Origin of the sequence: Ensifer sp. ENS10 (assembly GCF_014852025.1) — a bacterium.
Taxonomy (GTDB): Bacteria; Pseudomonadota; Alphaproteobacteria; order Rhizobiales; family Rhizobiaceae; genus Ensifer.
In genome coordinates this window covers 1-25233 of the sequence record NZ_JACVAS010000022.1, presented here as the reverse complement: position 1 = coordinate 25233, position 25233 = coordinate 1, and the positions used below count along the sequence as shown (strand labels likewise).

Annotated in this window: 26 protein-coding genes and 1 pseudogene; 7 read left to right on the top strand and 20 right to left on the bottom strand. The window is 59.6% G+C overall.

The genetic code is table 11. The features are described 5' to 3' along the window. Positions 1 to 71: 71 nt before the first annotated feature. The gene (locus IB265_RS35860) at positions 72 to 296 is read left to right on the top strand and encodes a helix-turn-helix domain-containing protein (protein ID WP_057251479.1); all 225 of its coding nucleotides are present in this window, start codon (positions 72 to 74) and stop codon (positions 294 to 296) included. A gap of 9 nt (positions 297 to 305) precedes the next feature. On the opposite strand, the gene IB265_RS35855 is transcribed toward IB265_RS35860, so the two are convergent. From IB265_RS35855 to IB265_RS35825, 7 genes are all read right to left on the bottom strand, one after another. Further along, complete coding sequence (locus tag IB265_RS35855) at positions 306 to 1160, bottom strand: carbon-nitrogen hydrolase family protein (RefSeq protein WP_113479054.1); 855 nt, start codon at positions 1158 to 1160, stop codon at positions 306 to 308. After that, on the bottom strand, positions 1157 to 1807 hold the full coding sequence (locus tag IB265_RS35850; RefSeq protein WP_192496188.1) for an RraA family protein: 651 nt from the start codon (positions 1805 to 1807) through the stop codon (positions 1157 to 1159). Before IB265_RS35850 ends, IB265_RS35855 begins: the two co-directional genes overlap by 4 nt. Positions 1808 to 1839: 32 nt before the next feature. Further along, positions 1840 to 2706 (bottom strand): TauD/TfdA family dioxygenase, encoded by an 867-nt coding sequence (locus IB265_RS35845; protein WP_093235747.1) that lies wholly within the window; start codon positions 2704 to 2706, stop codon positions 1840 to 1842. Positions 2707 to 2819: 113 nt separating this feature from the next. After that, positions 2820 to 3902 carry an ABC transporter ATP-binding protein gene (locus IB265_RS35840; protein WP_112997033.1) on the bottom strand — a complete coding sequence of 361 codons (1083 nt, stop codon included), beginning with the start codon at positions 3900 to 3902 and terminating at the stop codon, positions 2820 to 2822. Then, positions 3899 to 4702 (bottom strand): ABC transporter permease, encoded by an 804-nt coding sequence (locus tag IB265_RS35835; protein ID WP_057251484.1) that lies wholly within the window; start codon positions 4700 to 4702, stop codon positions 3899 to 3901. The genes IB265_RS35840 and IB265_RS35835 overlap by 4 nt, the downstream gene beginning before the upstream one ends. After that, the gene (locus tag IB265_RS35830; protein WP_375293114.1) at positions 4699 to 5481 is read right to left on the bottom strand and encodes an ABC transporter permease; all 783 of its coding nucleotides are present in this window, start codon (positions 5479 to 5481) and stop codon (positions 4699 to 4701) included. Before IB265_RS35830 ends, IB265_RS35835 begins: the two co-directional genes overlap by 4 nt. Positions 5482 to 5611: 130 nt before the next feature. Continuing rightward, the gene (locus IB265_RS35825; RefSeq protein WP_246806166.1) at positions 5612 to 6643 is read right to left on the bottom strand and encodes an ABC transporter substrate-binding protein; all 1032 of its coding nucleotides are present in this window, start codon (positions 6641 to 6643) and stop codon (positions 5612 to 5614) included. 236 nt (positions 6644 to 6879) lie between these two features. Here IB265_RS35825 and IB265_RS35820 point away from each other — a divergent pair, with 236 nt between their 5' ends. Beyond that, positions 6880 to 7569, top strand: coding sequence for a helix-turn-helix transcriptional regulator (locus IB265_RS35820; RefSeq protein WP_110881057.1), 690 nt, complete (start codon positions 6880 to 6882; stop codon positions 7567 to 7569). 46 nt (positions 7570 to 7615) lie between these two features. Here IB265_RS35820 and IB265_RS37950 read toward each other — a convergent pair whose 3' ends face one another. The 7 genes and pseudogenes from IB265_RS37950 to traA form a co-directional block, all read right to left on the bottom strand. Beyond that, positions 7616 to 8113: a flagellin gene (locus IB265_RS37950; protein WP_375293113.1), complete on the bottom strand. Its 498-nt coding sequence runs from the start codon at positions 8111 to 8113 to the stop codon at positions 7616 to 7618. A gap of 960 nt (positions 8114 to 9073) precedes the next feature. Then, positions 9074 to 9466: pseudogene (locus IB265_RS37220) on the bottom strand (flagellin); the annotation flags it as partial. 292 nt (positions 9467 to 9758) lie between these two features. After that, positions 9759 to 10037 (bottom strand): HU family DNA-binding protein, encoded by a 279-nt coding sequence (locus tag IB265_RS35810; RefSeq protein WP_093235751.1) that lies wholly within the window; start codon positions 10035 to 10037, stop codon positions 9759 to 9761. Between the two features lie 252 nt (positions 10038 to 10289). Then, complete coding sequence (locus tag IB265_RS35805) at positions 10290 to 10913, bottom strand: conjugal transfer protein TraH (RefSeq protein WP_192496185.1); 624 nt, start codon at positions 10911 to 10913, stop codon at positions 10290 to 10292. Positions 10914 to 10925: 12 nt separating this feature from the next. Then, the gene (locus IB265_RS35800; protein ID WP_192496184.1) at positions 10926 to 12089 is read right to left on the bottom strand and encodes a conjugal transfer protein TraB; all 1164 of its coding nucleotides are present in this window, start codon (positions 12087 to 12089) and stop codon (positions 10926 to 10928) included. Further along, the gene (gene traF, locus IB265_RS35795; protein ID WP_192496183.1) at positions 12079 to 12645 is read right to left on the bottom strand and encodes a conjugative transfer signal peptidase TraF; all 567 of its coding nucleotides are present in this window, start codon (positions 12643 to 12645) and stop codon (positions 12079 to 12081) included. The genes IB265_RS35800 and traF overlap by 11 nt, the downstream gene beginning before the upstream one ends. After that, complete coding sequence (gene traA, locus IB265_RS35790) at positions 12642 to 15947, bottom strand: Ti-type conjugative transfer relaxase TraA (protein ID WP_192496182.1); 3306 nt, start codon at positions 15945 to 15947, stop codon at positions 12642 to 12644. Before traA ends, traF begins: the two co-directional genes overlap by 4 nt. Before the next feature lie 249 nt (positions 15948 to 16196). Here traA and traC point away from each other — a divergent pair, with 249 nt between their 5' ends. Genes traC through IB265_RS35770 form a run of 4 tightly spaced genes read left to right on the top strand, consistent with a single transcriptional unit; the run spans position 16197 to position 18950 of the window. Continuing rightward, positions 16197 to 16463 carry a conjugal transfer protein TraC gene (gene traC, locus IB265_RS35785; RefSeq protein WP_192496181.1) on the top strand — a complete coding sequence of 89 codons (267 nt, stop codon included), beginning with the start codon at positions 16197 to 16199 and terminating at the stop codon, positions 16461 to 16463. A 4-nt stretch (positions 16464 to 16467) separates the two neighbouring features. After that, on the top strand, positions 16468 to 16683 hold the full coding sequence (gene traD / locus IB265_RS35780) for a conjugal transfer protein TraD (protein WP_057251495.1): 216 nt from the start codon (positions 16468 to 16470) through the stop codon (positions 16681 to 16683). Next, the gene (gene traG, locus IB265_RS35775) at positions 16670 to 18592 is read left to right on the top strand and encodes a Ti-type conjugative transfer system protein TraG (protein ID WP_192496180.1); all 1923 of its coding nucleotides are present in this window, start codon (positions 16670 to 16672) and stop codon (positions 18590 to 18592) included. The genes traD and traG overlap by 14 nt, the downstream gene beginning before the upstream one ends. A gap of 25 nt (positions 18593 to 18617) precedes the next feature. Then, positions 18618 to 18950: a WGR domain-containing protein gene (locus IB265_RS35770; RefSeq protein WP_192496179.1), complete on the top strand. Its 333-nt coding sequence runs from the start codon at positions 18618 to 18620 to the stop codon at positions 18948 to 18950. 110 nt (positions 18951 to 19060) lie between these two features. On the opposite strand, the gene IB265_RS35765 is transcribed toward IB265_RS35770, so the two are convergent. Next, the gene (locus IB265_RS35765; RefSeq protein ID WP_057251497.1) at positions 19061 to 19372 is read right to left on the bottom strand and encodes a DUF736 domain-containing protein; all 312 of its coding nucleotides are present in this window, start codon (positions 19370 to 19372) and stop codon (positions 19061 to 19063) included. A gap of 442 nt (positions 19373 to 19814) precedes the next feature. Here IB265_RS35765 and IB265_RS35760 point away from each other — a divergent pair, with 442 nt between their 5' ends. Further along, entirely contained in the window at positions 19815 to 19994 is a 180-nt protein-coding gene (locus tag IB265_RS35760; protein ID WP_192496178.1) for a hypothetical protein, read from the top strand. A 465-nt stretch (positions 19995 to 20459) separates the two neighbouring features. Here the strand turns inward: IB265_RS35760 and IB265_RS35755 are convergent, their stop codons facing one another. The 5 genes from IB265_RS35755 to IB265_RS35735 all read right to left on the bottom strand — a co-directional run bounded on the left by IB265_RS35755 (position 20460) and on the right by IB265_RS35735 (position 25031). Beyond that, a complete protein-coding gene (locus IB265_RS35755) occupies positions 20460 to 21314 on the bottom strand; it encodes a DUF932 domain-containing protein (protein WP_192496177.1) in 855 nt (284 codons plus the stop codon). A gap of 648 nt (positions 21315 to 21962) precedes the next feature. After that, positions 21963 to 22559, bottom strand: coding sequence for a mobile mystery protein B (locus IB265_RS35750; protein ID WP_057251500.1), 597 nt, complete (start codon positions 22557 to 22559; stop codon positions 21963 to 21965). After that, positions 22556 to 23017, bottom strand: a complete 462-nt coding sequence (locus IB265_RS35745) for a mobile mystery protein A (RefSeq protein ID WP_113480223.1) — start codon at positions 23015 to 23017, stop codon at positions 22556 to 22558. The genes IB265_RS35750 and IB265_RS35745 overlap by 4 nt, the downstream gene beginning before the upstream one ends. Before the next feature lie 386 nt (positions 23018 to 23403). Beyond that, entirely contained in the window at positions 23404 to 23691 is a 288-nt protein-coding gene (locus tag IB265_RS35740) for a helix-turn-helix domain-containing protein (RefSeq protein WP_057251502.1), read from the bottom strand. Between the two features lie 5 nt (positions 23692 to 23696). Then, positions 23697 to 25031: a type II toxin-antitoxin system HipA family toxin gene (locus tag IB265_RS35735; protein WP_192496176.1), complete on the bottom strand. Its 1335-nt coding sequence runs from the start codon at positions 25029 to 25031 to the stop codon at positions 23697 to 23699. Positions 25032 to 25233: the final 202 nt, after the last annotated feature.

Here is a 25233-nt window from a genome sequence, read left to right as displayed (position 1 = left end):
CTTCCGCATCACATGCGTTTACATATTATAGTTGATAAACTCAAAGTTTCAGGCCTGCCATCAGAGAGCGCATGGATATGCGCAAATTGGTCGGCCGGAATTTTGCGCGCCTGCGTCGGGAGAAGGGACTGACGCAGGAGGACGTTGCTGCGTCAGCCGAGATCAGCCAGCAATATGTCAGCGGTCTGGAGCGCGGTGAGCGCAACCCGACGATCCAATCACTCTACAAGATCGCCCGGGCGCTTGGGGTCAGCCACATGGACCTGGTCAGGCCCGATGGTGACGCCGATACGTGACCACATCGATCAGCGCTGGGCCTTGCGGACCGCGAGTTGCACATTCTGCAGATCGACCCGGTGAGTTGCCATCGGAATAAGGCTGCGTACCGCGGTAATGCAGGTCGGATCGATTTCGACTTCAAGGACGCCAACCTCATCGCCCGCCTCGGCCACAACCTTTCCCCAGGGATCACACACCATCGAATGTCCGTGCATGTCACGTCGCTCTCCGGCAGGCGTTTCGTAGTGCCCGCATTGACCGCAGGCCACGACATAAGCCTGAAACTCGATCGCACGGGCACGGCAAAGCACCTCCCAATGATCCTTCCCCGTCTGCCTGGTGAAGGCAGCGGGCAAAACGAAGATGTCGACGTTCTCCTGGGCCAGGCGGTCGAACAGCCGGGAGAAGCGAAGATCGTAGCAGATGCAACAGGCAATCCTGATGCCGCCGATCTCGTAGATCAGAAGGCTATCACCCGCAGCGACTGTCTCCGACTCGTTGTAGACCTTTCCATCAGGGGCCACGATGTCGAACAGGTGGATCTTCCTGTAGAGACCGATCTCGTTGCCGTGGGCGTCGAATATCACACTCGTGTTGTGGATCCGTTTGGAACCGACTCTGGTTTCGAGCAAGCTGCCCGCGTGGATTGCGACGCGGTTTCGCGCAGCAAAGCTCTGGACCAGCTTGTAGGCCGCGCCGCCTGGCACATGATCGGCTGCCGCGCGCTTCTGCACCGCCGTGCCCCCGGTCCAATCGAAATGCTCCGGCAACACGATGAGATCCGGTCTCCCCGAGAGGGCTTGCTGCATGAGTTCTTCGGCCTGCCGCAGGTTTGCAGCGCGATAGGGTTGGGAGTTCATCTGGATGAGTGCGATTTTCATGATTGGGGACCCGGCTGGAAGTCGAAGATGGAGTGGCCTGCCGCAAGGTGCCGGCGCACGGCGATCGAATTCTGCTGGCGCGCGATCGCAGCGCGCGCCAGTGTGAGCATGCGGTCGCGTGGCGCGACGAACACGCCCTCCCTGTCGGCAAGGACCGCGTAGCCGGGCAGAACCGCAGCTCCGCCGCAGGCGACCGGTTCGTTGATCGAACCGCCGATCGAGACGCGCCGATTTGTGGTCTTTGAGGAGATCCCGCGGCACCAGACCGGCAGGCCCGATGCCGCGATCTCCTCGGCGTCGGTGCAGGGACCGTCGATGACGACGCCGACGGCGCCCCTGGCCTTCACCGCAGTTGCGACCCCGCCACCGACACAGGCGATGTCGTCACCCTCAACCCGCGCAATGACGAGAAAGTCACCGGGCATCAGGAGGTCGACGGCTCGGTAAATCACCGTGCCATCTCGCCCGGGAGCCGCGACGGTAACGGCCGAACCCGCCGCCCTTGCCGGAAACACAGGCAGGACCCCGTGGCTGACGAAGCCGACATGTTCGACATGGCCGATCGTGGCGGTCTCGGTCTTGCCCATCAGTGCGATGAGTTCCTCGCAAAGAGGAGGGTAACTGTCATTGATCCGGTAGGGCTGCATCTTCTCTGACCTCCTGATGATCGTTTTTGAGGTCAGACCGGCCGTTCGCCGGATGTGGTTGTGCGATGCATGATGCGGATCGTGTTCGGGTCGAACCCGTCCCGCCGATGCATCGTGCAACGGTTGTCCCACATCATGATATCGCCGACATCCCACTGCTGGACGAAGACCTCGCTGGTCGTGGTGGTGTGTTGCCAAAGCTCGGCGAGAAGGGACTCGCTCTCGTCGAGCGGCATGCCGACGATCCATGCGCCCTCGGATGTTCCGCCGAGATAGAGCGACTTGCGCCCGGTTTCGCCGTGAAGGCGAACGAGCGGATGAACGATCCCGCTCCATTCGCGGAAATCGCGGGTCTTTGGTGCGGACTTGCCAAGCCGGAGCTTGCCTGTCTTGTCGTAGACGTTCTGGAAGAAGATCTGCCGTCCATCGACCGCTTTCTTCAATGCCTCCGGCAAGGTCTCGTAAGCACGGTAGGAGGAGAGGAAGTAGGTGTCACCTCCGGTCGGTGGCACGGCGACCGCCCGCAGGATGGCGCCCGCCGGCGGCCGCTCATAGAACCAGGTGTCCGTGTGCCATGTGGCCTCGCTGTTGCCCATGGCGCCGCTCGGCTTGCCGTCCGTCATCGCATTGCTGATGACCAGGATTTCCTTGTGGGTCGGATGACCACCCTCCTGCAGCTGCTTCGGATGGATCACGAATTCCCCGAAATGGCGTGAGAACGCGACTTGCTGGGCGTCGCTCATGGACGTCTTCTTGAAGCGCAGCACGCCGTATTGAAGCCAATAGCGCCGGACGGCGTCGATGTCCTCCTGGGTGTAGTTGTCGAAGTCGAAACCCTCGATGTCGGCGCAGACATTCGTTTCATGCTGAACGGCACGAAGCCTCTGTTTATCAAGCATTTTCATCTCCTTTAAAGCGACCTCTTGAGGTCGCAACGATCGTAGGATGCAAGGTTCCAGTGGTTCCAATAACGATGCTTTCGGATTGATCGCCCCACCCTATGGATCACTTGTCACGCGCTGAGGGCCTGGATGTCGGCGTCGTCGATACCCAGGCGAATGGAGTCACCCAGTTTCGGGGGAACGCTCGCGCGGGTCGCGCGAAGCAAGACGTGGAGATGCACGTCCGAGCCGAGATCGGCGTCAATTTCGAAGGCTGCTCCGAGGTTGACGACACGCCGCACGGTCCCGTCGAGAAGATTGGCGAACTCATCGCCGCCGGCGCCAGGAGGAAGGACCGCGATGCTTTCCGGGCGTATCGAGCAGTATCGGACCTCAGCCGAGGGCTCGGTGTTGCGGGCCTTCAGGATTACTCCTTCTCCGACCCTCAATTCGAGATGCGCTTGCCCCGTCGCCGTGGTCTGCACGGCAAGGATATTGGATTTGCCAATGAAATCGGCCACGAAGCGTGAGTTCGGTTCGCGGTAGAGGTCAGCCGGCTGTCCCTGCTGCGCAATCGCCCCTTGCCACATGACCACCACCCGATCGGACATCGCCATGGCCTCCTCCTGATCATGGGTGACGTAGACGAAGGTCATCCCGAGTTGCTGCTGGATCTCCTTCAGTTCGATCCGCATCGCTTCCCGGAGCTTCAGGTCGAGATTCGAGAGCGGCTCATCGAGAAGCAGGACAGACGGACGGGGCGCGATCGCCCGGGCAAGTGCTACCCGCTGCTGCTGACCTCCGGAGAGCTCACGCGGATAACGCTCGCCCATGCCTTCGAGGTGAACGCTGCGAAGCGCGCTCTTGACGGTCGCGGCAGCTTCCTCCCGCCGGACCCCCTTCATCTTCAAGCCAAAGGCAACGTTCTCAGTGACCGTCATGTGCGGAAAGAGTGCATAGTTCTGGAACACCAGACCGATGTTGCGGCGTTCCGGTGGTACGCGGACCTGGCTTCGCCCCTTGATGCGAATGTCACCGCGGGAGGGGGCGGTGAAGCCGGCGATCATGTTGAGTGTGGTCGTCTTCCCGCAGCCCGAAGGGCCGAGGATGCTGACGAATTCGCCTTGAGGAATAGCGAGGTCGATATCCCTGACGACAGCCATGCTGGCGTAGGACTTGCTGACCGAGACGAGTTCGATGTCGAGTGCATTCATTTGCTGCCACCATGGAGTTGCGCGGAGAACCCGCCGATCTTTTCAAAGAGGAAGATGACCGTCAGGATGAAGGCCATCGACGCGACGTTCACCGCCGCCAGCACCGGATCGAGGCTGTATTCGAGGTAGTTGATCACTGTGATCGGCAACGTGCTGTCGCCGGGTCTGACCAGGAAAACCGAAAGCGGGATGTTGTTGAATGAGATGATGAACGCGAAGGTCACGCCTGACAGAACCCCGGGCTTGATCATCGGCAGCACCACCAGCCGGATGCGTTGAAGCTTGTTCGCTCCAAGGATCTGGGCCGCCCGATCGAGGTTAGCATCGAAATTGGCGAGCGACGTCGCCACCATGCGGGTCACGAAGGGTAGGGCGAGCACGACGTGCGCGGCGATCAGTGCCGGAGTGCCGAGAAACCCCTGAAGCCCGATCATCGAAAGGAAGAGCACGATTGCAACGCCCTTGACGATCTGCGGCACCGAAAGCGGGGACAGGAGGTAGGACATCAGGCCGTCGCTGCCCGGAATACGCTCGTAGACGACCGCGTAAGCCGCGAACAATCCAAGCACGCCACTGATCGCCGCGACGACCGTCGCAATTCTGAAGCTCGCAAGGAACGGGTCGAGCCAGCGGCTTGACCAGAGATCCGCATACCACCGGCCGGTCCACTCCCAGGGCTGTAGCGTGACAGCCGATGTCGGGCTCAACGACGCCGCGACGACCACGATGAGCGGCAGGGTGATGAAAGAGAGGACTGCGCCAAGCGAAACCCAGTAGAGTATGGAAATAAGCCTGTTCATCTTTCACCTCCCGATGAGACAGAGGCCCGCGACCTGCGGCGGCTTTCGTAGCGAACGCCGACGAACGAGATGGCCAGCATCATGAGGAGCAGCGCCATCGCCATGACTGAAGCGAACGGCCAGTCGATGTAGAAGAGGACCTGCTCGTAGATCATCGTCGCCAGCACCTTGAAGCCCGCGCCGCCGAGAAGAGCCGGCGTGGCATAGGCGCTCGCCGACATGGTGAAGGCTATCAACATCGAGCTGACGATCCCCGGCACGGAAAGGGGCAGTACGATCGTCCGGATCACCGCCAGCCTCGAGGCGCCGAGCATCTGCGCTGCCCGCTCGAGGTTCGGATCGATGCCCTGAATGCTCGTCATCAGCGAAAGGATGCCGAAGGGCAGAACGACATGCGTCAGGCCGACGACGACGGCAAAGAGGTTCTTCGACAAGGGAAGCGGCGAGGTAATGAGGCCAAGATGGAGGAGCAAATCATTGATGAACCCCCGATCTTCCAGGATGATCAGCCAGCCGTAGGTTCGAAGCACGACGCCGGCGAGTTCCGGGGCAAGCGCAAGCGCGAACACCACGGCCCGCCAGCGCGTCGTCGACCGCGCCAGGAAGTAGGCGACCGGATAGCCGAGAACGGTTACGCTGATCGCGACCAGCAAGGACATCAAGGCAGTGCGACAGAAACCGGCAAGCGAAAGGCCATCCGTGAAGAAGCGCTGATAGTGTTCGAGGGTAGGGGAGAACGTTTCCGTCTGAGCAAAGCTCATTCCGATCATCATTCCCATCGGCAGCGCAAAGAACACCGAGAGCACCAGGAGTGACGGCGTAAGCGCCGCGATCGGAAACCACTGTGGAGGGTGCCGGCGTCGGGCCGGCGGATGCAAGTCGAGAGCAAGGCTTTTCATGAGTGTCCCTTCAACGGGCGTTGGGAACGACGTCGCGTTCCCAACGTTCCGCCCAATCCGGCAGTTTTTCCTGAAGTCGCAGCAGATCGGGCAGGTGCAGAGGTTCGTTGTCAGATCCACGCGTGAGTTGGCGGTCTTTCAGCTCGTCGGGCACGGAAATGTCGCTGCGCGCGCTACCGACCCTGTATCCCGCGACCCATGCTTCCTGGCTCGACTTTTCGAGGAAGAAATCGATGAACTTCCGGGCCGCCTCCTTGTTCGCAGCTCCGACCGGAACGTTGAGCGTCGCAACAAGCGGAATGGTCCCTTCCTTCGGGCGAACGTAGTCGACCGGCAAGCCTTCATCGACCATCAGCTGCGCGCGGCCGTTCCAGAAGGGCATGGCCCAGACTGAGCCTTCGCGCAGATAGCTTTCGAGAATGGCCGAGGATTGCTCAAACCCCACCGATTGGGCAGACACCTTTGCCATGGCGTCAAATCCCGGACCGACATTGTCGATAAGGTCGCCTCCGTTCGTGACCGACATCATTTCGAGCAGATAGACGGCCATGATGTTCTGAAAGGTGGGGAGGATGACCCGCTTCTTGAGTTCGGGCTCGAGCAATGCAGACCAGGAGACAGGCTCTGTGGCGAGCTTGTCCGTGCGGTAAAGGAGAGAAAGGTACTGGACCTCGTGCACTGCTCCGCAAGGTCCCGCGACCGCCGCTAGATCGGCTTGAAGGGCGTTGAGGTTCGGGATCGACGCCGGCGTCAGTTTCTCGAGCAGGCCATCCTTGCATCCTTGAAGTGACTGTGATGCCGTCATGACGACCAGATCGAACCCAGGCCGGCCCTTGGTAGCCTTGATCTTGGCGTAGTCCTGCTGGGCAGATCCGACGGCATCATAGACGACGTCGATACCGGAGCGTTTCTCGAAGGGTTCGATGATCCGCTCCCGGATGATGTCCTCGTATGGGCCTCCATAGCTGTTGATGACTAGCGTTTCGGCCCCCGCCGATCCGGTACCGATGCCCGAAACTGTCAGGCACAAAGACGCAAGCAAGCGTTTCGCTCCCACGGTGTCTCTCCCATTCGTTGAAAACAGAACGAATGGTGACCCCCGGGGGTCCATGGGTCTAATCGGCGATCCCTAGGATTAATGTCCTAGGCATATTAATTCATCACATGCGCTGTGGTCTGAAGGGAGCCTTTCGAAGGCGTCTCAGGGTACTTTTCCCTATTGCGGCTGCTCTGCTTTAGATTGTATTTCGTATGATAATTTCACTGGCAAGCATGGCAATGGCGAGAGAAACACCCTTCAGCGCAGTCGCACGCAAGATGCTCGACAACTGGCTTCAGACCGACCCCGAGCAGCCGACTTCACCAGAAATTGTATATCGCGACATCGTCGACATGCTGTCGATAAAAATGCGCCTGACCGTGTTCACTGTTGAAGGCAACGACCCGAAGCGATGGTTCATGAAAGCCATCCGACATTCCGGCTTCACGTCCCGCATTCTGAACATCAACAAGATATTTTCCGACGCCTACATCGGTGATTTCAAGGATCAGAGCTACATGGAAGAGGCCGTAATTCCGCGGCTCCAGCAGGTCGTATCCAGCCAGCAGCCTTCCATGGAGCTCGTCAAGACGCGTCTTTTCGGCGTCAACGTCGGCTATGATCGCATCCTGCTACCCCAGCGAAACATCGATCGACCAAAGTGGATCATTTCGTCCTCCTATGCTCAGTTCCTGCTCAGTCCGCCACGACGGCTCGAACAAATGGACGTCGCTGACGAAGCGATCATCCAGCTGCTGGTAGAGGGCGCGACCGCAAAGGAAATCGCCGCCGCACTTTCAATCTCCCATCGCACCGTCGAACACCGTCTGGAGCGGATGAAGGAAAGGTTTGGAGCCAGGAACACGGTCCATCTCGTGGCCATGCTGATCGCCACGCACATCGAACGCGGGCACAGCATCGCACCATAATGATTGTCTGGTGCAAGGCATCAGGTGTAGGCAGGAGAACTCTGGATCACCTGAACAATTGCAGGATCGCTTCGCTGTTGTTGTTGGCAATATGCAGCGACTGGATCGCAAGTTGCTCCTGCGTCTGAAGCGCCTTGAGCCTTGTCGACACCTGGTTCATGTTGGCATCGACGAGGCGACCGATGCCCTTGTCGATGGTGTCAATAAGCTTGTTTGCGAATTCCGACTGCATGTCGATGCGTTGCTTGAGGGCGCCAAGAACGGCCGCACCGTCGACCACCCGCTGTCCCGACACTTCGATGTAGTTCATATAGTGGTCGACCAGGTCAGGGTTCCGCTCGATGTCGATGTTGAGGAAGTTGATAGCTGGAAGCGGCTCGATGCTGACGACGATGTCCGAAAACCCCGCGCGCGTTCCGGCGCCCCACTTGCGATCAACCAGAGGGTCTGACTTGACGATGATCTTGCTCGGATCGGCGCTCGAGACTTGGATGACCGTGTCCGGCCAGTCCGCATCGAGCAGGGACCGCAGCAGGGTTACCATCTCGTCGGCCGTTTCGATGGCCCCCGTGTCCTTTCCAAGAAGGTTGTTCACGTATGTCCGGTCAAAGGAGTACGATTTCGAGGGGGCACCGTTTATCGCAAATTGAAAACTGACCTCGACGCCGTCAGGGGTGTCGCCGTCCATATGGAGCGTAAATGGGTCGAATTGCAGCGACAGCGCTGACCCTCTTTCACCGTAGTTGGATTTTTGTATCAGACCGCCCGTGCTGACCCCGATGCTGCTCAGATTGACAATCTCGACGTAGGAGCCGTTTCCGTGCGTCTGGAGCGTTGCAATGCTCATAAGGACCTCGTCGTGAATCCAGTTGTTCGAGCCCGGTGGCTGATAGTGGCCATAGTTTGCGCTGACAGACGCTCCTTCCGGATTTAGCAGCGTATTCAGCAAGCCGGCGAACTGGGTGTTCGTGGAGATGATGCCCCCAAGACTGGCGTCATAGGCGTCAACCTGCGCTTTGGTAATCGTTATTGTCTTCGTGTATCCAGGGTAGTACGGGCCCGGGAGATCGCGAAGCTCTGCGGTGATCCCGGTATCCCCCGAGGGGTCGTATTCCCTGTCCAGGATGATATCGAACTTGATTTCAGCGCCCGGGCTACTGAAATCCAAGGGCGATCCATTTGGAAAATCAAAGGAGAAGCTTCCCGCCACCCCGGCATTCCACCTTGGGTTCATCCAGCTCGATCCTGTTTCGGTGTAGTAGATCGTGGACGAACCGCTTTGAGGATAAACAGTGTCGTACCTCATGCCCCCGATTGTCTTGACGTCGCGAGGATCGGCCTGGAGCAAACCTCCGCCTGTGGTGTTGAACAGGCTGATCTCGTCAAGGTGGAGATCGATCGTACCGAGCGAGACGCTGCCTGACGATCTGGAGAAGGAGGATACGAGCGACACCTTGTTCGCATTGAGGTCGTAAATTTGTCCGATATCCGTATTGAGCCAGTTCTGTCCGCCAAATCCGGAGGACGTAGCAATGCTTACGACCATCTGCTTAAGCTGATTCAGTTCGGACTGGATCTTTGCCTTGTCGACGCCGGGCTCCTTGGCCGCAACGAGCTTCGCCTTGAATTCTTGCACTACATCGATGACGGCCTCCATCCCGGCATAGGCCGTATCAATCTTGGCTGCGCCGAGACCGAGCGCGTCCGCTACGGCGGAAATCGACATTTTGTCCGAACGCATGGTCGTTGAAATAGACCAATATGCCGCGTTATCGGCGGCGGTGCGGATACGGAGCCCCGAACTGGCCTGGACTTGTGTCTCTGCAAGGTTGGAATTGATCGACCGAAGGATCTGAACTGCGGAACTAGCTGAAGTGTTCGTCAGAATGCTTGTCATCAAACGGTACCGATTCTATCAATTTTTCAAAATGAACGGCGATCGTCATGATGCCAGGCCGGCTGTACGAGCCGCACGCTGACTATGGTTTGCAAAGAGTTAACCGAAACGGCTGGTCGGCAGGGTAGAAATACCTGCAGACCATGGATCGCCAAACTGGCGCATGTTTTGCGCTGCGGATCGATCGACGAAAAGCACCGCTGAGCAAACAGACGTTATTCGTTCGCTTGGCTGGTGTGTGCCACGGTCACGACCTTGAATGGCCCCGCGCCGGGGTGCGGGGCCATTTTTCCTAGCTGTTCAGCGCATCCTTCAAGGCCTTTGCTGGCACAAAGGTCACCTTCCTGGCGGCGGCAACCTTGATCGTCGCTCCCGTTGCGGGGTTTCGGGCCTCGCGTTCCGGCGTGGCCTTCACCTTGAATTTTCCGAAACCGGGCAGTGACGTCTCGTTGCCGGAGACCGACGCGGCAGTGATCGCTGCAAGCACCGCCTCGACAACGGCTTTGCTTTGAACCTTTGTCAAACCGTGTTCGCTCGATAGCTTTTCAGCGATTTCATTCGTTGTCGTCAAAGCTGTTCCTCCTTGTTTTTTTTTACGGAAACGATCCTCCCCGTGAGCGCGAGCGATGTCACCGGATTTCGTTGCTCGAGCCCCCTCGACAGGCGATCTTCCACAGTTTGTGCTCATCGGCGACCACTTGCGGGGGTCGGACATCAGAATTCAGGTCAATGATCGCGCGAGCATCACAGCTCGTAGAACATCCTCGCCAGGGCGATCGGATTTCGGATCGCATCCCTTGCAGGTTCAACTTAGGTGATCGGCCTATCTAACCGGCTCGCCCGCTGCGTTCACACCGGTGCGCGAGATATCCACCCGCATGCCGGCAGAAGTAACGTCATCAGCCTCGACCTCGCCACGCACCGGCAATGGCGCTTCATCCGTAGAAGATTGCCCCTCGGCGGTGACCCCTTGCAGGACCATCCGTCCGCCTGGGTCCTGCGCCCGGAATACATCCTTCCCTTCGAACTCACCCGAAACCCACGCATTGAGGCTGTCGGACAGGACATAGGGTAGCGCTTCCTTGCTCGCGTTGCTGCCATACCACGCGGCGACGATCCGCATGACTTTTGCGAACGTGGCTGTCCCCATGCGAAGGTTCTCGCAGGCATCGAAGAGGGCAGGGCTCAATTCCATGCCACTCTCGATCCCAAGGTGAGCGGGGTACGAAGTCACTCCAACCCGCACGGTCGCCTGCCCGACATACCGGCGGGCGATTGCGAGCGCCTCATCGGGGGTCGCTGCCTTTTCCACCAGGATCCTCTTCCGACCGACCTTGACCGTCACAGCCAGTGGATCGCCGTCGCCAACCGCGTTGACGAAGGCATCGACCACACTTGCCTCAAGCGACGGATCTGCGCATTTCTCGATCAGCAGCGCCTCAAGCATGATTGATCCAGATCACGTGTTGAAGGAAATCACGAGCGGTGTGCCGAACAGTCGGGCCCATGCGGCCACGCTGGCACGTTGGATATCTACGATGGAACTACCTGCCGTCCACCAGCCGTTCCCAACGGCGACCATGATGTCGGGCCCTTCCAGCATCGACTGAAGAACCGGCCAGACGAGCAACTGCTCATAGCAAATCAGCGGAGCAATCCGGCGACCGCCCACCTCGGCAACGGGGTTGGCAAAGAAATGCGCACGCGCACCACCCTGTTCACCGAACCATGGGCCCCAGGGACGCCACATGGAGACCGGAACAGGCATCCGCTCCCGGTAGAGGATGTCACTGCCGCCGCCATCGATCATGAGGAGCACGTTGTCGTATCCTGCAGGATCGAGCACCGCGGCGCCGGCAATGACGGTGACCGCGCTTTCTTGCAGACTATCCCTCCACAATGTCGAGAGCGTCGGCGTCCAGAACCCCAGAGCACTCTCCGGGAGAACGATGACGCGTGCGCCTTGGTCTGCGGCCTCATGAACCGTTGCGATCAGGTCACGCTGCCGCCCTAGAGATGCGTCGCGGCCAAGCGAAGACCCCATTTCGAGGTCGACGCCACGCCATGAGAACGGTACCGTTGGATTGGTCCAGATAGCGGCGGACCAAAGCCAAAAGCCTGTCAAGGCAACGGCGACAGCCGGTCCCATGCGGGTTGCGAGGCCCATGAGCCCGGCTGTCATGGCCGCCAATCCCCACCATCCCCAGCCTGGAAACAGAACGCCCGAGGCGGTGACCGGATGTGCCCATCCGGTTATCCCGAAGGGTGGAACCGCCATCACCAGCATCGCAACAAGAAAGCCAAGCGGCCTTCGGGCCTGGCGCTTGCTCCAGGCCGCCAGATGAACCAGGACGAAGCTCACGGACGCTACGAGCCAGAAGATGAGGCCCGCCCAGACGTCCGTTGAATAGAAGTGTGAAACTCCATGCGGAAGCCCTCGCGATGCCGCCATAAAATACCCGGCGGAGACGAGCACGACCGCCATCCTGTTCGGCGCCCTCGACCAGATCAGAGCGAACGCACAAGGCGCCGGCAACAGCAGCACATTTCCGCTCCAACCGATCCATCCGGCCAGAATGGCAGCAATCGCCAGCACTCCAGTTAGCATGAGATCAGGGCGCATAGGTCAGCACCGCCTCAGCCAAACCAAGAACTCCGTCTGCAGGTACCGGACCGAAGTACCGGGAGTCCCAGGAAGCGGAAAAACGGGAATGGAGGAACACGTGGCCGGCCGGCACAATTCCGCTCTCAAAAGACGAAAGCGGGCGGCCACGACCATCGCTGCTTCGAACATCGCTGTGTTCGATCACGCGACCGTCAATCCGAAGGACGCGACCGATCTCAAAGCCTTCTCCTTCAAGCGCGATCACCGTCTTTATGAGCGGACCGTATCCGCCAGGGCAAAGGCCGCCCCTGAGATAGCCGCGCAAGAGCGCCTCGCGAAACCGGGGGGCGTCAGGCGGGCAAACAAAGACGAGGTCACCAGTCGCGACCGCACCTGTGAGCGGACGGATGCGCCAAAGACCGAGCGATTGGCTTGGCGTCCAGTTGAGCCGATAGCCGCAAGCCAAACCGTAAAAGAGAATGGTGAGCGATGGCAGCAATCCGGCCAACATCACCAGGATCGGTCTTTGACGCCATTGGCGCGTTGTTCCTGAACGAGGGGAGACGTTTGTCACTTGAGGCCGAGCCCCTTCGTTTGCGATTGGCGGTGCGTTTCAGACAGTTTCAGGCCCTCGGTGAGGCGATCACGCGCAGAAAGCTCCTGGATCGTCCGCATCAGGTCCCAGGCCAGTCGCACTTCAGTCTTCTGTTGAGGGGTCATACCCGCGGTGACGGACGCAAAGATCTCGCCATCCGGCACCTTGGCAACAACCCCGAGGAAGGTGCGCTCGCCGAACCTTTGGCTAACCGCCGTTGAAAATCGTTCCAGTTCTGTTCTGACTGACGGGTCGAGCGATGTGCGTTCAAGGCGTGCCGGATCATGCCGGTCGAGCGCTTCGCGCATGTGTTCGAGCGACCGCTTGGCCGCCGGAGAGAGAGCTGGGATCTCGATCGCCAATTTCGAACGAAGGGCATTTTCCTCCGCTACATACATGCGTTCGGCCTCAGTGCGTGCGTGAATAAAATCCGCGAGGTTTCGGGCGAGCGCCGGCACATTGTGAAGTGCCGTGTCGCGATCGTGCTTGTCGGATCGGCCCGCAAACATTCCGGTCCTGCCGTTGAGCGCGCCGAAACGCTGAGGCTCGCTGGCGAGCTTTTGCAGGACGGTCGCAGCGAGCGACGCATCTTTCAGCATGGCATCGACCTTGGCGGCCGCAAACGCGACCTCCGGCTCGGCGTAGACGAGCTGGAAGCGTGTCGAGACGTCTTGCCATCTCTCTCTCAAGCCCACGTCCGACGCGAGCCTATCCTCGACCGCTTGCTCGACAGATCTCGCAAAAACCGTAGTCGCGGAAATCATGGGTCCTTGAACTACGAACACCGGGGCCGCGTACTCAAGCTTGCCCCGCGCGAGCCCGATTGAGGAAGCGACACCGGCCAGTCGCGCGCCCAGGTCCGTGAGCGTTTGCTTTTGCCGGATAATCCAATGAAGCCGGTCGCGAACGATCCTGCGGGCAACGCTCATCAGGTGAAAGCCGCGTGCCTCTGCAAACCGCAGGGCCTGGCGATAGAGAGGTCCCGTCCCGTAATCGAGCGTCGTTTCCTTGGCGTTGCGACGTGACAGGATCGCCACCAGGCCACCTGACTTTGCGAAGGAGCAGCGGCCGTAATAGACGGCGAGTTCGTCGCGATGGCGCGTCATGGCGACATAGGTGAGATGGCGATCGAGTGACAGGGAAGCCAGCACCTTCACCCGATCGACGGTAGCGCCCTGCGACTTGTGGATCGTCGTCGCGTATCCGTGGTCGACATTGTTGTAGAAGCGCTGCTCGACGGTAATGTTGTGCCGATGTGTCCCTTCGCCGATGGTTGCGATGAGGCGGCCAGGAGCCGCCTCTACCACGCGACCAAGCATACCGTTCTTGACGCCGAGGCTGGCCTCGTTCCTCAGGAACACGATCTGATCGCCGGCGGAAAAATCGCGATTTCCGTCTGCTGTCTTGAACGCAACCCCTTGGCCGACAACGCCGCGTTCGACGAGTCTCGCGCGAGCAAGCGCATTGAGCATGCGCACATCTCGGCGCAGGTGCGCGAGGATCAGACTGGTCTTTGTCGGGAGATACTCCCTGTCCCAATCGGTGATGAGGCGTTCGACAGCTTCAGATTTGAGCTCCACACTGATTATCTTGCGATTGGCGCGATACGCATCCACCGCCTCGCCAATCCTGCCCCGCGCCAGATCGAGCGAAGCGCTGCGCATCCACGGTGTGCGCTGGCGATAGATGGTTTGGAGTTCGGCATAGCCGACCCGGTCGACGATCGCGCGAAATGCGGCACCGGCCTCGATCGGCTGAAGCTGTTCGGGATCGCCGACGAGAACAAGTTTCGCGCCGGTCTTCACGATGACTTCGACGAAGTACGCCATTTGCCTCGACGAGACCATGCCGGCCTCGTCGAGGACAAACACTGTTCTGTCGTCGAGACGGTCGATACCTTGTGCCCAACGCCGCTCCCACGACGAAAGCGTGCGCGAGGCGATGCCCGCCTCCTTCTCCAGTCCCTCGGCCGCCTTGCCAGCGAGAGCCCCGCCGACAACGCGATACCCCGCCGCCTGCCAGACCTCGCGAGCGGCTTTCATCATTGTTGTCTTGCCGGCGCCGGCGCGGCCAACGACTGCAGCAAGAGAGGCATTTTCGGTCAGACGTTCGATCGCTGCCTTCTGCTCATCAGAAAGTTCAGGGCTGCGATAAAAAGCCGTATCCAGAACCCCGCGCCGCACGCCATGCGACGCTCGCCTTGCAAGCCAGGAAGCGCGGTTCACCATCTCCGCTTCGAGCCGGATAAGCTCCCTGGTCGTGTACCGTTCCGGGGTACGCACCCCCGTCTCAAAGTCGATACGCTCCCCGGTCAGGCGCAAAGCTCGAGGGTCTTGCAGGATGCGCGACACCAACGATCGGAAGAGCCCCGCATCGTCGATGTAGCGATGAAGTATCTTGGCGACGTCCCGCTCATCGAAGACGCTCTTTTCGCGGGCGATCATTTCAAGGACGATCTCCGGGCGGCGCACGATGCGACCCGCATTTTCTCGGCGTCGAACCTCCTGAAGTTCGAGGCGGTCCAGCAAAAGCTGCTTTTCCGATGCGGCTGACTTCCGCTCGATCGCCTTGGCGCCGACGCCGACATGGATCGTCGGCTCCGCCTCGATCCCTTGACTATTGTAGGAACGCCCGTCCACGCGGATGTCGAGGCCCGCAAGCGCCAGATGCCTGTTCTGGCACTCGAACCAACCGTCTCGAAAGACGTTGAAATCGTCGGCGCCGCCGGCCCACAGTTCATAGACAATTTTACCGGCATCGTTGCGCAAAGGCCGGCCGTCCGGCGACAACACCTGTACCTTCTTGGCTCCGAACCCTTCGGCCGTAAGCGGCCGCAGCGTCGTCATCAGGTGAACATGCGGGTTGCCTGGTGCATCATGATAAACCCAATCAGCGACCATGCCTCTGGAAAGGATGTGGCTTGCGAGGAATTCGCGCATAAGTGCGATGTTCTGCTCCGCTGTAAGTTCGATCGGCAAGGCGATCGTGACATCCTTGGCCAGCTGAGCATCGGAGCGCTTTTCGAATATTTCGACCCTGTTCCAGAAGGCCTCCGATGCGCCTGACACTGACCGATCCGCCATCATTGAACGAAGCCAGGCTGGTGCATCTGCGGGTACCACGAACTCTTCATGCAGCAGCCCTTGCTTGGCGCGATAATCGACAGCGCGGGCCTCGCGTTCGAAGTCCATCTTCGCGCAGTGGCGATAGGCGGCCGACATCACGGCGCTGCGGCCCGCGCCGCGGGCGACGATGCTGACGGAGAAATGAGGGACGGCCATTTCGACAGACACTCCTGATCGCAAGCGAAATCAACGCGTTTCGAGAGGAGGGATAAGATTGCCGAGATCGCAAATCAGGACGTCGCGCCAGCGACGTATAATTGCGCCCTTGGATGCCGCTCCTTCGGAACGGCCGGGATAATCGTCAAAGGCGTTGGCGGTGCCAACGGACAGTTTTGTCCCTGGATGGGCCGACCCATCCAGGGAAATCTCGTGCCGTTCGAAACACGGCACGAAAGGACAATCGGAATGAAAAAGCCTTCTTCGAGAATTCGAGAGGAGATCGCAAAACTCCAGGAACAATTGCGACAGGCCGAAACCCGCGAAGCCGAACGGATCGGTCGTATTGCCTTGAAGGCGGGCCTCGGAGAGATCGAGCTCGACGAGACCGATCTCCAGGCCGCCTTCGAGAAACTGGCGGCACGCTTTCGCGACAACGGGGCAACAACGGCAGCAAGAAACAAGGCGACCCCGCCGCTCGACGCTGCGGCTGAGAGCCGCACTGACGGGGCTTGAGCGGATGGCACGCGCGATCAAATCCGATGCCCGGCGAAAAGATGCCCGGGAAAAGATCGAACTGGGCGGCCTCATCGTCAAAGCGGGCTTGCGTTACGAGACGCGCGCACTGCTGCTCGGCGCATTGATCGAACTTGGCGAGCGGCTGCAGCGCGACGAAGGCGAGCGTCCACGCCTGACAGCAATCGGCGCGGAGGCCTTTCGCAATGGGCGGGGGTAGGATCGCGCTCGCGGTGGCGCCTGTCACTCTGATGGTGCTGACCTCAATCGCCACGACAGGGGCGGAGGACTGGCTCGTGGGGTTCGGCAGGACGGAACCTCAGCGCGCGCTATTCGCCCGAGCAGGTGCCGCGTTGCCCTATGTTCTCGCCGCGATCACCGGCATCGTCTTCCTGTTTACCGCCGCTGGATCCGCCAACATCCGCTTCGCGGGATGGGGCGCATTCGGGGGAGGGCTGGTTTCTTGCGTGCTCGCGCTCATCGACGGGTACCATCACACTACCGACCAAGACCCATTCCTGCCTTTCCAGTTCCAGATGATACCCATTGAACCGTCGGCGCTCATTGGCGCGGTCGCAGCACTTACATCGTCAGGCTTCGGATTGCGGGTCGCGATGATGGGAAACGCCGCCTTCGCAAGTGCCAAGCCGAAGCGCGTTTTTGGCAGGCGTGCGATCTATGGTGAAGCCAACTGGATGAAGCTTTCGCATGCAAAAAGGCTCTTTCCGGAAGCGGCGGGGATCGTGATTGGCGAGGGCTACCGGGTCGATGAAGACAGCGTCGCGGCCGTGGCGTTTAGAGCAGACAAGCCTGAGACCTGGGGTGCGGCCGGTCGGTCGCAGCTTTTGTGCTTCGATGGCTCTTTCGGCTCGTCGCACGGTCTCGTCTTTGCTGGTTCAGGCGGCTTCAAGACGACCTCGGTAACGGTACCGACAGCGCTCAAATGGGGAAGCACGCTCGTCGTCCTCGACCCTTCCAATGAAGTGGCGCCAATGGTGGTCGATCATCGCAAAGCCGCCGGCCGGGACGTTCGGACACTCGACCCGAAGAAACCCAAGGCGGGGTTCAATGCACTCGACTGGATCGGCCGGTATGGCGGAACCAAGGAGGAGGATATCAGCGCGGTTGCCTCCTGGATCATGAGCGACAGCGGTCGCGCGATCGGGGTGCGCGACGATTTCTTCAGGGCATCCGGGCTGCAGTTGCTGACCGCACTCATTGCCGATGTCTGTTTGTCTGGTCACACGCGCAAAGAAGACCAGACGCTCAGGCAGGTTCGCAAGAACCTTGCGGAACCGGAACCGAAGCTGCGCGAACGCCTGCAGGCAATTCACGCGAACTCGAGCTCGGACTTCGTGAGAGAAAACGTCGCTGCATTCGTCAACATGACACCGGAGACCTTTTCCGGCGTCTACGCCAACGCGGTGAAGGAAACGCATTGGCTCTCCTATGAAAACTATGCAGGCCTGGTCTCAGCTAAGAGTTTTTCGACGGAACAGCTCTTGAACGGATCGCTGGACGTCTTCATCAATATCGATCTGAAGACACTGGAAATGCATCCAGGCCTTGCTCGCGTCATCATCGGATCCTTCGTGAACGCGATTTACAATCGCAATCGCTTCGGCGGCGATCTGGCTCTGTTCCTCCTCGACGAGGTGGCCCGCCTCGGTTACCTGCGCATTCTTGAGACGGCACGCGACACCGGCCGCAAGTACGGGATATCACTCACGCTGATCTTTCAGTCGATCGGCCAGATGCGCGAGACCTTCGGCGGCCGCGACGCCACGAGCAAATGGTTCGAGAGTGCGAGCTGGATCTCGTTTGCCGCCATCAACGATCCTGAAACGGCCGAGTACGTTTCAAGGCGCTGCGGCGCGACGACCGTCGAAGTCGATCAGCTGAGCCGCAGTTTCCAATCGCGGGGGTCGTCACGTACGCGCTCGAAGCAGATTGCGGCGCGGCCGCTCATCCAACCGGACGAAGTGCTGCGAATGCGCGCTGACGAGCAGATCGTGTTTACGGCGGGAAACGCGCCTTTGAGATGCGGTCGCGCCATATGGTTCAGGCGCGCCGACATGCGAGGCTGCGTCAAGCAAAACAGATTTCGCACTCCGCCGACAACCACCTGATTTTTCCCGACGATCCATCACAATCATGAATCGATCAGGCCGGATCGATTCAAAACACTCGTTGGACGGGAATCCGGGCATCGGCGATGGTACTCCCATGCTCAGTCAGCCCTACCATCTCTATGTCGAACGAACCGACGCAAACAGGAACATGGCCCGGTTCTATGCACTGTCGATCGATCGGACGCTATTTGGAGAGGCCTGCCTGACGCGGCGCTGGGGAAGGATCGGTCAAAGAGGCCAATCGATGGTCCATCATTTCGACAACGAGCAAGAGGCGGTCGCGTTGTTTCTCGACGTTCTCAGGAAGAAGCGCACCCGGGGATATCGGCCAGCGGTAAAACGCCCCTCGAAGTGACGACGAAGTTCGCCGAACGCAGTGAGAACCGATGCGGCCGCGAACGGTGGTCGTAATCGCTTGGGCGAACCACGAGAGGTGGCCCCGCCTGCAGGCGGGGCCTAGTTGCCTCAGTCCCTGTTGGAGCGAGACCAGATCAGCTGGTAGCCGTCTTCGCCTTCGACTTCCGCAAGCGTCGCGTAGATTGGAGCGGGGAAGCTCGGGTCGTCGAGCTTGACCGAGAGGTAGTCACGGCCAGTCTGTTCGGAGCTCTTCTGCCAGGCCGCACCGAATTCGACGTTGCCGGCATAGATGCGGAAGTGAGGACCTTTGTCGGAGGGGTGTTCGATCCGTGCGATGCGAGCCTTGACGTTGAGGGTCAGCGTACGGATCGACCCGTTGAAGCCGTTGTCGGTGGAGGTGAAAGTGCCAATGGTTGCCATGTCGAAGTTCCTTTCTCGTGTTTCGGGCCGCGCCCTTCGCGGCCTCGATGGCTGTCGAAAGGACCGGGGACGATCGGACCGCACCCATAGGGCCAAAATGAAATGGAGGGCGGCAAGGAGCAGTTTTGTTCGATGGCGAGGAATGGCGGCTTGAGCCGCCAGGGGTAAGAAAACTGCGGATGCCGTTGCGGGAGGACGATCGAGGCTCCAGCCGCTTTCCGGTCAGACACGCCCATCGAGCCCGCGCAGGATGCTGCCGCAGCAAGAGAGAACATTGCCCTGGCATGGTAGGTGAAACAGGACCACCCGGCGACGATCACCATCCTGCGGACTTCGTATCTGTACCGGCCCGCTCGCACCGCATCTCCATCCTCGATCAAGGCAGAGTTGCCAATGGGCTAGCGCACGATCGTTCGATTGGGATTCGTCGCCTGGGGGAACCATGCGCCAGCAGACAACGTCATTCATCGTCGAGATTAAACAGTCGCGCAATCCGAAGTCCGGCACGCGGAAAACGTCGATCTGGGGAAAGTTAGATCTCAGGGCGAGCGACGACCTGCTTGAAACGACACGGACCGGACAGGAGGCGGCTGCTCCGGCTAAGGTCGGCGAGCAACGTTAACCCAACGCCGGTCGCATCGTTGTTCGAACCGAATGTAGAAGTTGGAAAGGGGCCGGCGACGACGCCAGCCCCAATCTGATAGTTGCTACACTCGCGGTTTCGATCGACCGCTCAAACACTCTAGGTCAACTTGGGGCGGGCACAAGATTGCGGCGGGGACGCACTAAATATCCCCCGTCTTTCCACCGGTCGTCCACAAGATAGGTAAACCCTACTGCAATGAAAGAAAAACCGTTTTCGCGCGACGCGAGGATTACCATCGGCTTGCACGGATGTGGATAAATTTTCGGGCGGGCAGGGGTGTTTGAGGGGCGGGGCTTTGGGGCGCCCCTCAATCCGTCAGCTGGGAGGCGTGCTTTGCCATCCCGATTTGTGCCGGATCTGACGCAATCCAACCGGAAAAGAAGTTGCCGTCGAAGATCGCCTCGCATCCAGACTGTTCTGGACGCGAGGCGATCGAAACCATCATCGATTGCGCAGCAAACTGGCCATGCGTTCCCCTACAAGCCAAAGTGCCTTGTTGAGCTTGATATCCTGATCGATGCCATTGATCGGGCGCGACGTTGATCTGCGCGGCCTGCCGGGTTCGTCGCGGCCCACACCGCGCAACCCACCTTTGATGCTGTTTTCTTGAACGACATTCCACACGGTCCAAAGGTCATCAGCGCGGTCCTCCTGGCGACGGGGCACAAGCAGTTGTTCTGGCTTGATCGGTGTCGTCACGGCGCCGCCCGCGTCACCAAAGCGAAGCAGATGCGCCGCCTCCGCCAACACCTCCTTTGCATCCCGCCCCATTGTGAAGCTCGACCAGTCTTGGGGCGCTGCCAGAGCTCGTTCGGCCTCTGCGAGCACGCGATAGGTTCCTTCGATCACCTTGCCTTGAACATCTCCGGAGTGCCGGACTTTGATCGCGTCAATCGTTCCGGTCTGGGCCACTAGTGAATTGAGGCAGCAAACTCGGAACAGCCCCGCGAGCAACTCATAGGCACTCGTTCCATCATTTGCGTTTTTGAGGAGAATTTCGCAGACGGTGTCACCCACTTTGTAGACATTTCCGTCATCGAGGCGACGAAGACGGATAAGGTGCTTGGTAAAGTTGGCCTTTCCTTCCGTGCGGCTGACTGACTGGCGCGCTCCGACCGGCGCGAAGCCCTCCTTCATCAGCCCACGCAGGATTTCGATTGTCGGGATTGGCATGAAGCGCTCGGAGCGGCTTTCGTGTGCCGAAGTCGCGAATATCGAAGGCGCAATGGTGCGCATCTCATCCTCGGACAGCGCGCGACCCGTGTCGAAACGGGCGGTTTTGGCGTAGATGCTCATGCTTAGATCTCCTTTTTCCCTTGGACCGCGAAGCAGGGCCGCGTCCTGCTTCCCGGGGCCGCGCGAGCGGTGGGGACGGAGGGGGAAAGCAGTCTTCGCGGGGAACCGCCTGCACGGAAGCGCAGCGAAGGAAGGTGGGCGGAAGACTGTTTGGGGGAGAGAAGGGGCAACGTCCCTCGGCCCCCTTCAACCGATCCGACAGGCTCGGTCATTTCACAAAGAAGCGTATCGGAGCTTTCAGCATAGCGCCGCGTCCTCGCGGGAAAGCGGGAATTCGCGTTACGCGAAGGCGGAAAAAGGGCCGCCGCAGGAGCTTCAACATAGTGGCCCGAAGGGAAGCGGGACCGACTGCCCCCGTCCGAAGCGTTCCGGTAGGCTACTTTGAGCACGGGTGTTGCAAAGGCATCTGCCGCATTGGTGTTCTTTGGTTCAAAATTGGACGCCACATCACTTTAAATTAGACGAACGGCATGCTGGAGGATGCCGCCGACGGCAGTATTTGGGTTTTCCGACAACGCACTGGGCGTGAACCAGGAACAGCCGGCCGATCCTCTCCGGTGTCTCCGGTGATTGGCAGTGCCCGCTTCGATTTCCGCAATCTATGTCGGCTAGGCCCCAAGCCCTACCCATGACCAGTGGCGACATTTGTCAGGTGCGCGCGAATAGCAGCAGCGGTGCGATATCATGGTTGTCGGCTGCACGAAGTGCCGCCATGTAACGGGTGCGAAGCTCGCCGACATCGGCCAGCGTCCCGCCACCCCAGCTGAAATGTTCGCCGCCAAGGCGCTCGATCAGAAGATCGGCTACCAAGCGAGCGTGACGACCATTTCCGTTGGGAAATGGATGGATGGCAACCAGGCGATGGTGAAACCTGATCGCAATCTCATCCGCCGGAAATGTCTGATGCCCAATCCAATAGTGGACGTCGCTTAACAGGCCCGCCAGCTCCATTCCGATGCGGTAGGGTTGGACGCCGATGTTGCGCTCCGTCGTTCGGAAGACGCCGGCCCATTCCCAGACGTCGCCAAGCATCCGCTTGTGCAGTGTTCGCATGAAATCCTCGCTGAGCAGTCGCTCAAGCGATACGCGTCGACGACCACGCGCCCAGGCCGCACCTTCGACAATGTTCTCCCGCTCTGCCTCGTTGAGATCACGACGGTGCGTGATCCATGTCTGAAGGAGCCCCTCGCGCTCATTTGGTTCCAGGGGTGTTGCGTCCTCAGGCTCCTGAAACAGGTCCGTCATGTCTCATTCCAGAGGTCGCGTTCGGAGAGCCTGTCGCGAATGTATGCCTGGACACGGGATTCGAAGTCAGCTTCGTCCGTGCCCTGAGCTTCGAGCCGCATCGTGTGCGCGACGCGGTGAAGCTCCCGCGTCGCGATCTTCCTTGCGCGCGCCTCGATGAGAGCCTCCAGTGAACTGTTGGGAACAAGTGCGTAAACGAGCGTGCAATCCAGCGCCTCAGCTGCGCGACGCAAGGTTTTGAGTTGGATCGTGCCTGCGGCTTCCGACTTCTCTATGGCTTCTACGGTTTGGGGTCGCACCCCAATGCGCGCGCCGAGCTGGGCACCCGTCATCCCGAGCGCGTCACGCAGTGCACGCACCCATCCTTTCGGCGGCGCCTTGAACCGATCGATTGGTTGGAGCGGCCGAAGTCTTTCATCGAGGCGCAGGCGCCCCCTTTTGCGACTATCGCTTTTCATCCACGTTCTTCAGACTGTGAGCTGATCGTACAACAACTTTTATCAGCATGCAGGCTGATTATCAACATGCACTATTCACGCTACAGTATGATTTTATCAATTAACGCATCAGCCTGCAGTCTGTTGATCGTGTGCAGAAATTAGCCTGGAGTCTGCCCCTGGTCACCTGCGTGGATGATTGCAAGCTCTCACTCTGATTTGGAGCAGAGAGTTTACGCTCGCGCTGGGGGCCTGGGCCCTCAGCGCATCGGAGTTCATGCCATCAGCCTGCTGACGCCAATCGCCGTTGAGCTTCAGCCATAGCGCTGCTCGCGTTTGCACAGGATCTCGGCCAACCGATCCGGTAACCTCCAGAACGGATGCAACACGTCGAGCGAGAACTTTGATTAAGGATCCTGCCGTCGCTTCGGCACGAAACCCACTGCGAAGCCAAACAGCCGGCCAATCTTGTCCAACGTCTCCAATGTCGGGTTAGCAGTGCCCGCTTCGATTTCCGCGACCTGTCTACGAGTAAGGCCGAGGGTGTTGGCAAACTCCTGCTGCGTGAGGCCTATGCTTTTGCGCATATCCACCACAGCATCCGGCAAATGCAAGCCGCCGCGTCGCGCCTGTTCTGCAAGATCCTGGCGCATAACCGAAACCTGCTCTTTCGTCGGCTTTTTCCACCGTGCCACTTTGATCAGGCTCCTTCCGGTTTAGAGAACACGTCATCAACACCGTCAGCGATCTCGCTGCAGCGCATCATGGCTCGTTCGATGATGACGTCCGGCGCTCCCAACTTTTTCGCATGGCTCGGCACCAGTCTGAGGCGCTGTGCGAAAGCCTGCAGCTCTGACATCAGCTTCGTCTGAACATCGCGGTCCGGCCAGACCTCAGCACAAATCCGTTTCCAGTCAGGAGAATGGTCCAGGCCGCCGTCACGCATGGAGGCCCAACGGGTAGATCGCACAACACCCTCTTTCGCCAACCGCATGGGAGCAAAGTCAAAGAGTGGTGACAGTCGGATCATTCCGTTGGGGTACTTGCTCAACGCGGAGTTACGACCGTGATTATCGGGATTGCCGAGCGCGAGGTTGGCGATATCGCGTTTCAAATATTCTGCAATGTCGGCAATCGGGTCATCGGAATGTCGTTTCAGTAGCTCGATGTAGGCCTCATGTGTGCCGATGTGACCGAACTCTGCAACACCGAGCGCCGAAACGAGGCTTTCCTGTCCGAGCCGGATCGTCTCCCCATTCGCGCTAAGGCTCCGATCAAAGCGAGGGATGATCAGCACACCGTCAGCGTAAATCGACGGTTCTTTGACTTTGAGACCAAGTTCCAAGGCAATGCGCGAATAGATCGCTTCGCCTTCAAGTATGGTGCGGTCAACTGCTTCAGGGCCACGAACAAGCTTGACGATGACGTGCCGTAGGGCCTCGTCGTCGGTCACGATGCTGTCGGGATAAAAGAGCCCGTTCTTCGCCTGGGTCATTGCCACTTTTGGCCACTCACCCTGCAGTCCACTAGAACCGGAAGCCAACACGAAACGGTCGGCAACTTCCATGAAGCGGTCCGATCGCCCGAGGATATCCGCCTCCGTTACGCCCTGGCGCTGCAAGCCGCTCAATCGAGCGGACTCCGCCTCTGCCGCTTCCTTGATGCGGATGTTGCCAATTCCGCCCGTTGCGGCTCGGAGGAGCAAAGATAGATCCGATGAACGAGCCACTTCGTCGAGCCCCATATGCTCAGCCAACTTTCGCCGTGCATGGCCTTGTGGCATGAGATCCAGGAGGAAAGCTGGCCAGTGACGGCTGTACCGATTTTCAAGGTCAATCGGATAGCGAACAGACAATGCGCGGTGATCGCAGACCGTCTGACCCGCGGCGAAACCCTGCGCGGCCGTGGCGAGAAAGTAGTCGAGATCGTAGTCGACGACCGAACTACCGACGTAGCCGGCATCGTCGTCTTTCAGCTCAAGAGCTGCCGCGTCGTGCCATTCGCCGTCGAAGTGGATCTGCAGCGTTCGTTTCATTGTCGACCCCTTTGATGGGATCATTACCGTCGAAATTCGACCTTATCAACCCCCTAAAAGGGGCAATAGTGGCAATGTGGCGGCCAGGTTGAACTGTCCGCTTTGGCGCAAAGTTAAAATGTCACTTTGGATACGTCTTCAGCCATTTAGAAATGCGACAGCCGACATCTCCACTGGCGCTGAGGCAAGCCCCCGACCGGAC

Excerpts from the sequence above, each read along its gene's own strand:
- IB265_RS35860 (WP_057251479.1), top strand. The coding sequence starts at position 72 with ATGGATATGCGCAAATTGGTCGGCCGGAATTTTGCGCGCCTGCGTCGG.
- IB265_RS35855 (WP_113479054.1), bottom strand. The coding sequence starts at position 1,160 with ATGAAAATCGCACTCATCCAGATGAACTCCCAACCCTATCGCGCTGCA.
- IB265_RS35850 (WP_192496188.1), bottom strand. The coding sequence starts at position 1,807 with ATGCAGCCCTACCGGATCAATGACAGTTACCCTCCTCTTTGCGAGGAA.
- IB265_RS35845 (WP_093235747.1), bottom strand. The coding sequence starts at position 2,706 with ATGCTTGATAAACAGAGGCTTCGTGCCGTTCAGCATGAAACGAATGTC.
- IB265_RS35840 (WP_112997033.1), bottom strand. The coding sequence starts at position 3,902 with ATGAATGCACTCGACATCGAACTCGTCTCGGTCAGCAAGTCCTACGCC.
- IB265_RS35835 (WP_057251484.1), bottom strand. The coding sequence starts at position 4,702 with ATGAACAGGCTTATTTCCATACTCTACTGGGTTTCGCTTGGCGCAGTC.
- IB265_RS35830 (WP_375293114.1), bottom strand. The coding sequence starts at position 5,481 with ATGGGAATGATGATCGGAATGAGCTTTGCTCAGACGGAAACGTTCTCC.
- IB265_RS35820 (WP_110881057.1), top strand. The coding sequence starts at position 6,880 with ATGGCGAGAGAAACACCCTTCAGCGCAGTCGCACGCAAGATGCTCGAC.
- IB265_RS37950 (WP_375293113.1), bottom strand. The coding sequence starts at position 8,113 with ATGGTAACCCTGCTGCGGTCCCTGCTCGATGCGGACTGGCCGGACACG.
- IB265_RS35805 (WP_192496185.1), bottom strand. The coding sequence starts at position 10,913 with ATGCTTGAGGCGCTGCTGATCGAGAAATGCGCAGATCCGTCGCTTGAG.
- IB265_RS35800 (WP_192496184.1), bottom strand. The coding sequence starts at position 12,089 with ATGCGCCCTGATCTCATGCTAACTGGAGTGCTGGCGATTGCTGCCATT.
- traA (WP_192496182.1), bottom strand. The coding sequence starts at position 15,947 with ATGGCCGTCCCTCATTTCTCCGTCAGCATCGTCGCCCGCGGCGCGGGC.
- traC (WP_192496181.1), top strand. The coding sequence starts at position 16,197 with ATGAAAAAGCCTTCTTCGAGAATTCGAGAGGAGATCGCAAAACTCCAG.
- traD (WP_057251495.1), top strand. The coding sequence starts at position 16,468 with ATGGCACGCGCGATCAAATCCGATGCCCGGCGAAAAGATGCCCGGGAA.
- traG (WP_192496180.1), top strand. The coding sequence starts at position 16,670 with ATGGGCGGGGGTAGGATCGCGCTCGCGGTGGCGCCTGTCACTCTGATG.
- IB265_RS35770 (WP_192496179.1), top strand. The coding sequence starts at position 18,618 with ATGAATCGATCAGGCCGGATCGATTCAAAACACTCGTTGGACGGGAAT.
- IB265_RS35765 (WP_057251497.1), bottom strand. The coding sequence starts at position 19,372 with ATGGCAACCATTGGCACTTTCACCTCCACCGACAACGGCTTCAACGGG.
- IB265_RS35760 (WP_192496178.1), top strand. The coding sequence starts at position 19,815 with ATGCGCCAGCAGACAACGTCATTCATCGTCGAGATTAAACAGTCGCGC.
- IB265_RS35755 (WP_192496177.1), bottom strand. The coding sequence starts at position 21,314 with ATGAGCATCTACGCCAAAACCGCCCGTTTCGACACGGGTCGCGCGCTG.
- IB265_RS35750 (WP_057251500.1), bottom strand. The coding sequence starts at position 22,559 with ATGACGGACCTGTTTCAGGAGCCTGAGGACGCAACACCCCTGGAACCA.
- IB265_RS35745 (WP_113480223.1), bottom strand. The coding sequence starts at position 23,017 with ATGAAAAGCGATAGTCGCAAAAGGGGGCGCCTGCGCCTCGATGAAAGA.
- IB265_RS35735 (WP_192496176.1), bottom strand. The coding sequence starts at position 25,031 with ATGAAACGAACGCTGCAGATCCACTTCGACGGCGAATGGCACGACGCG.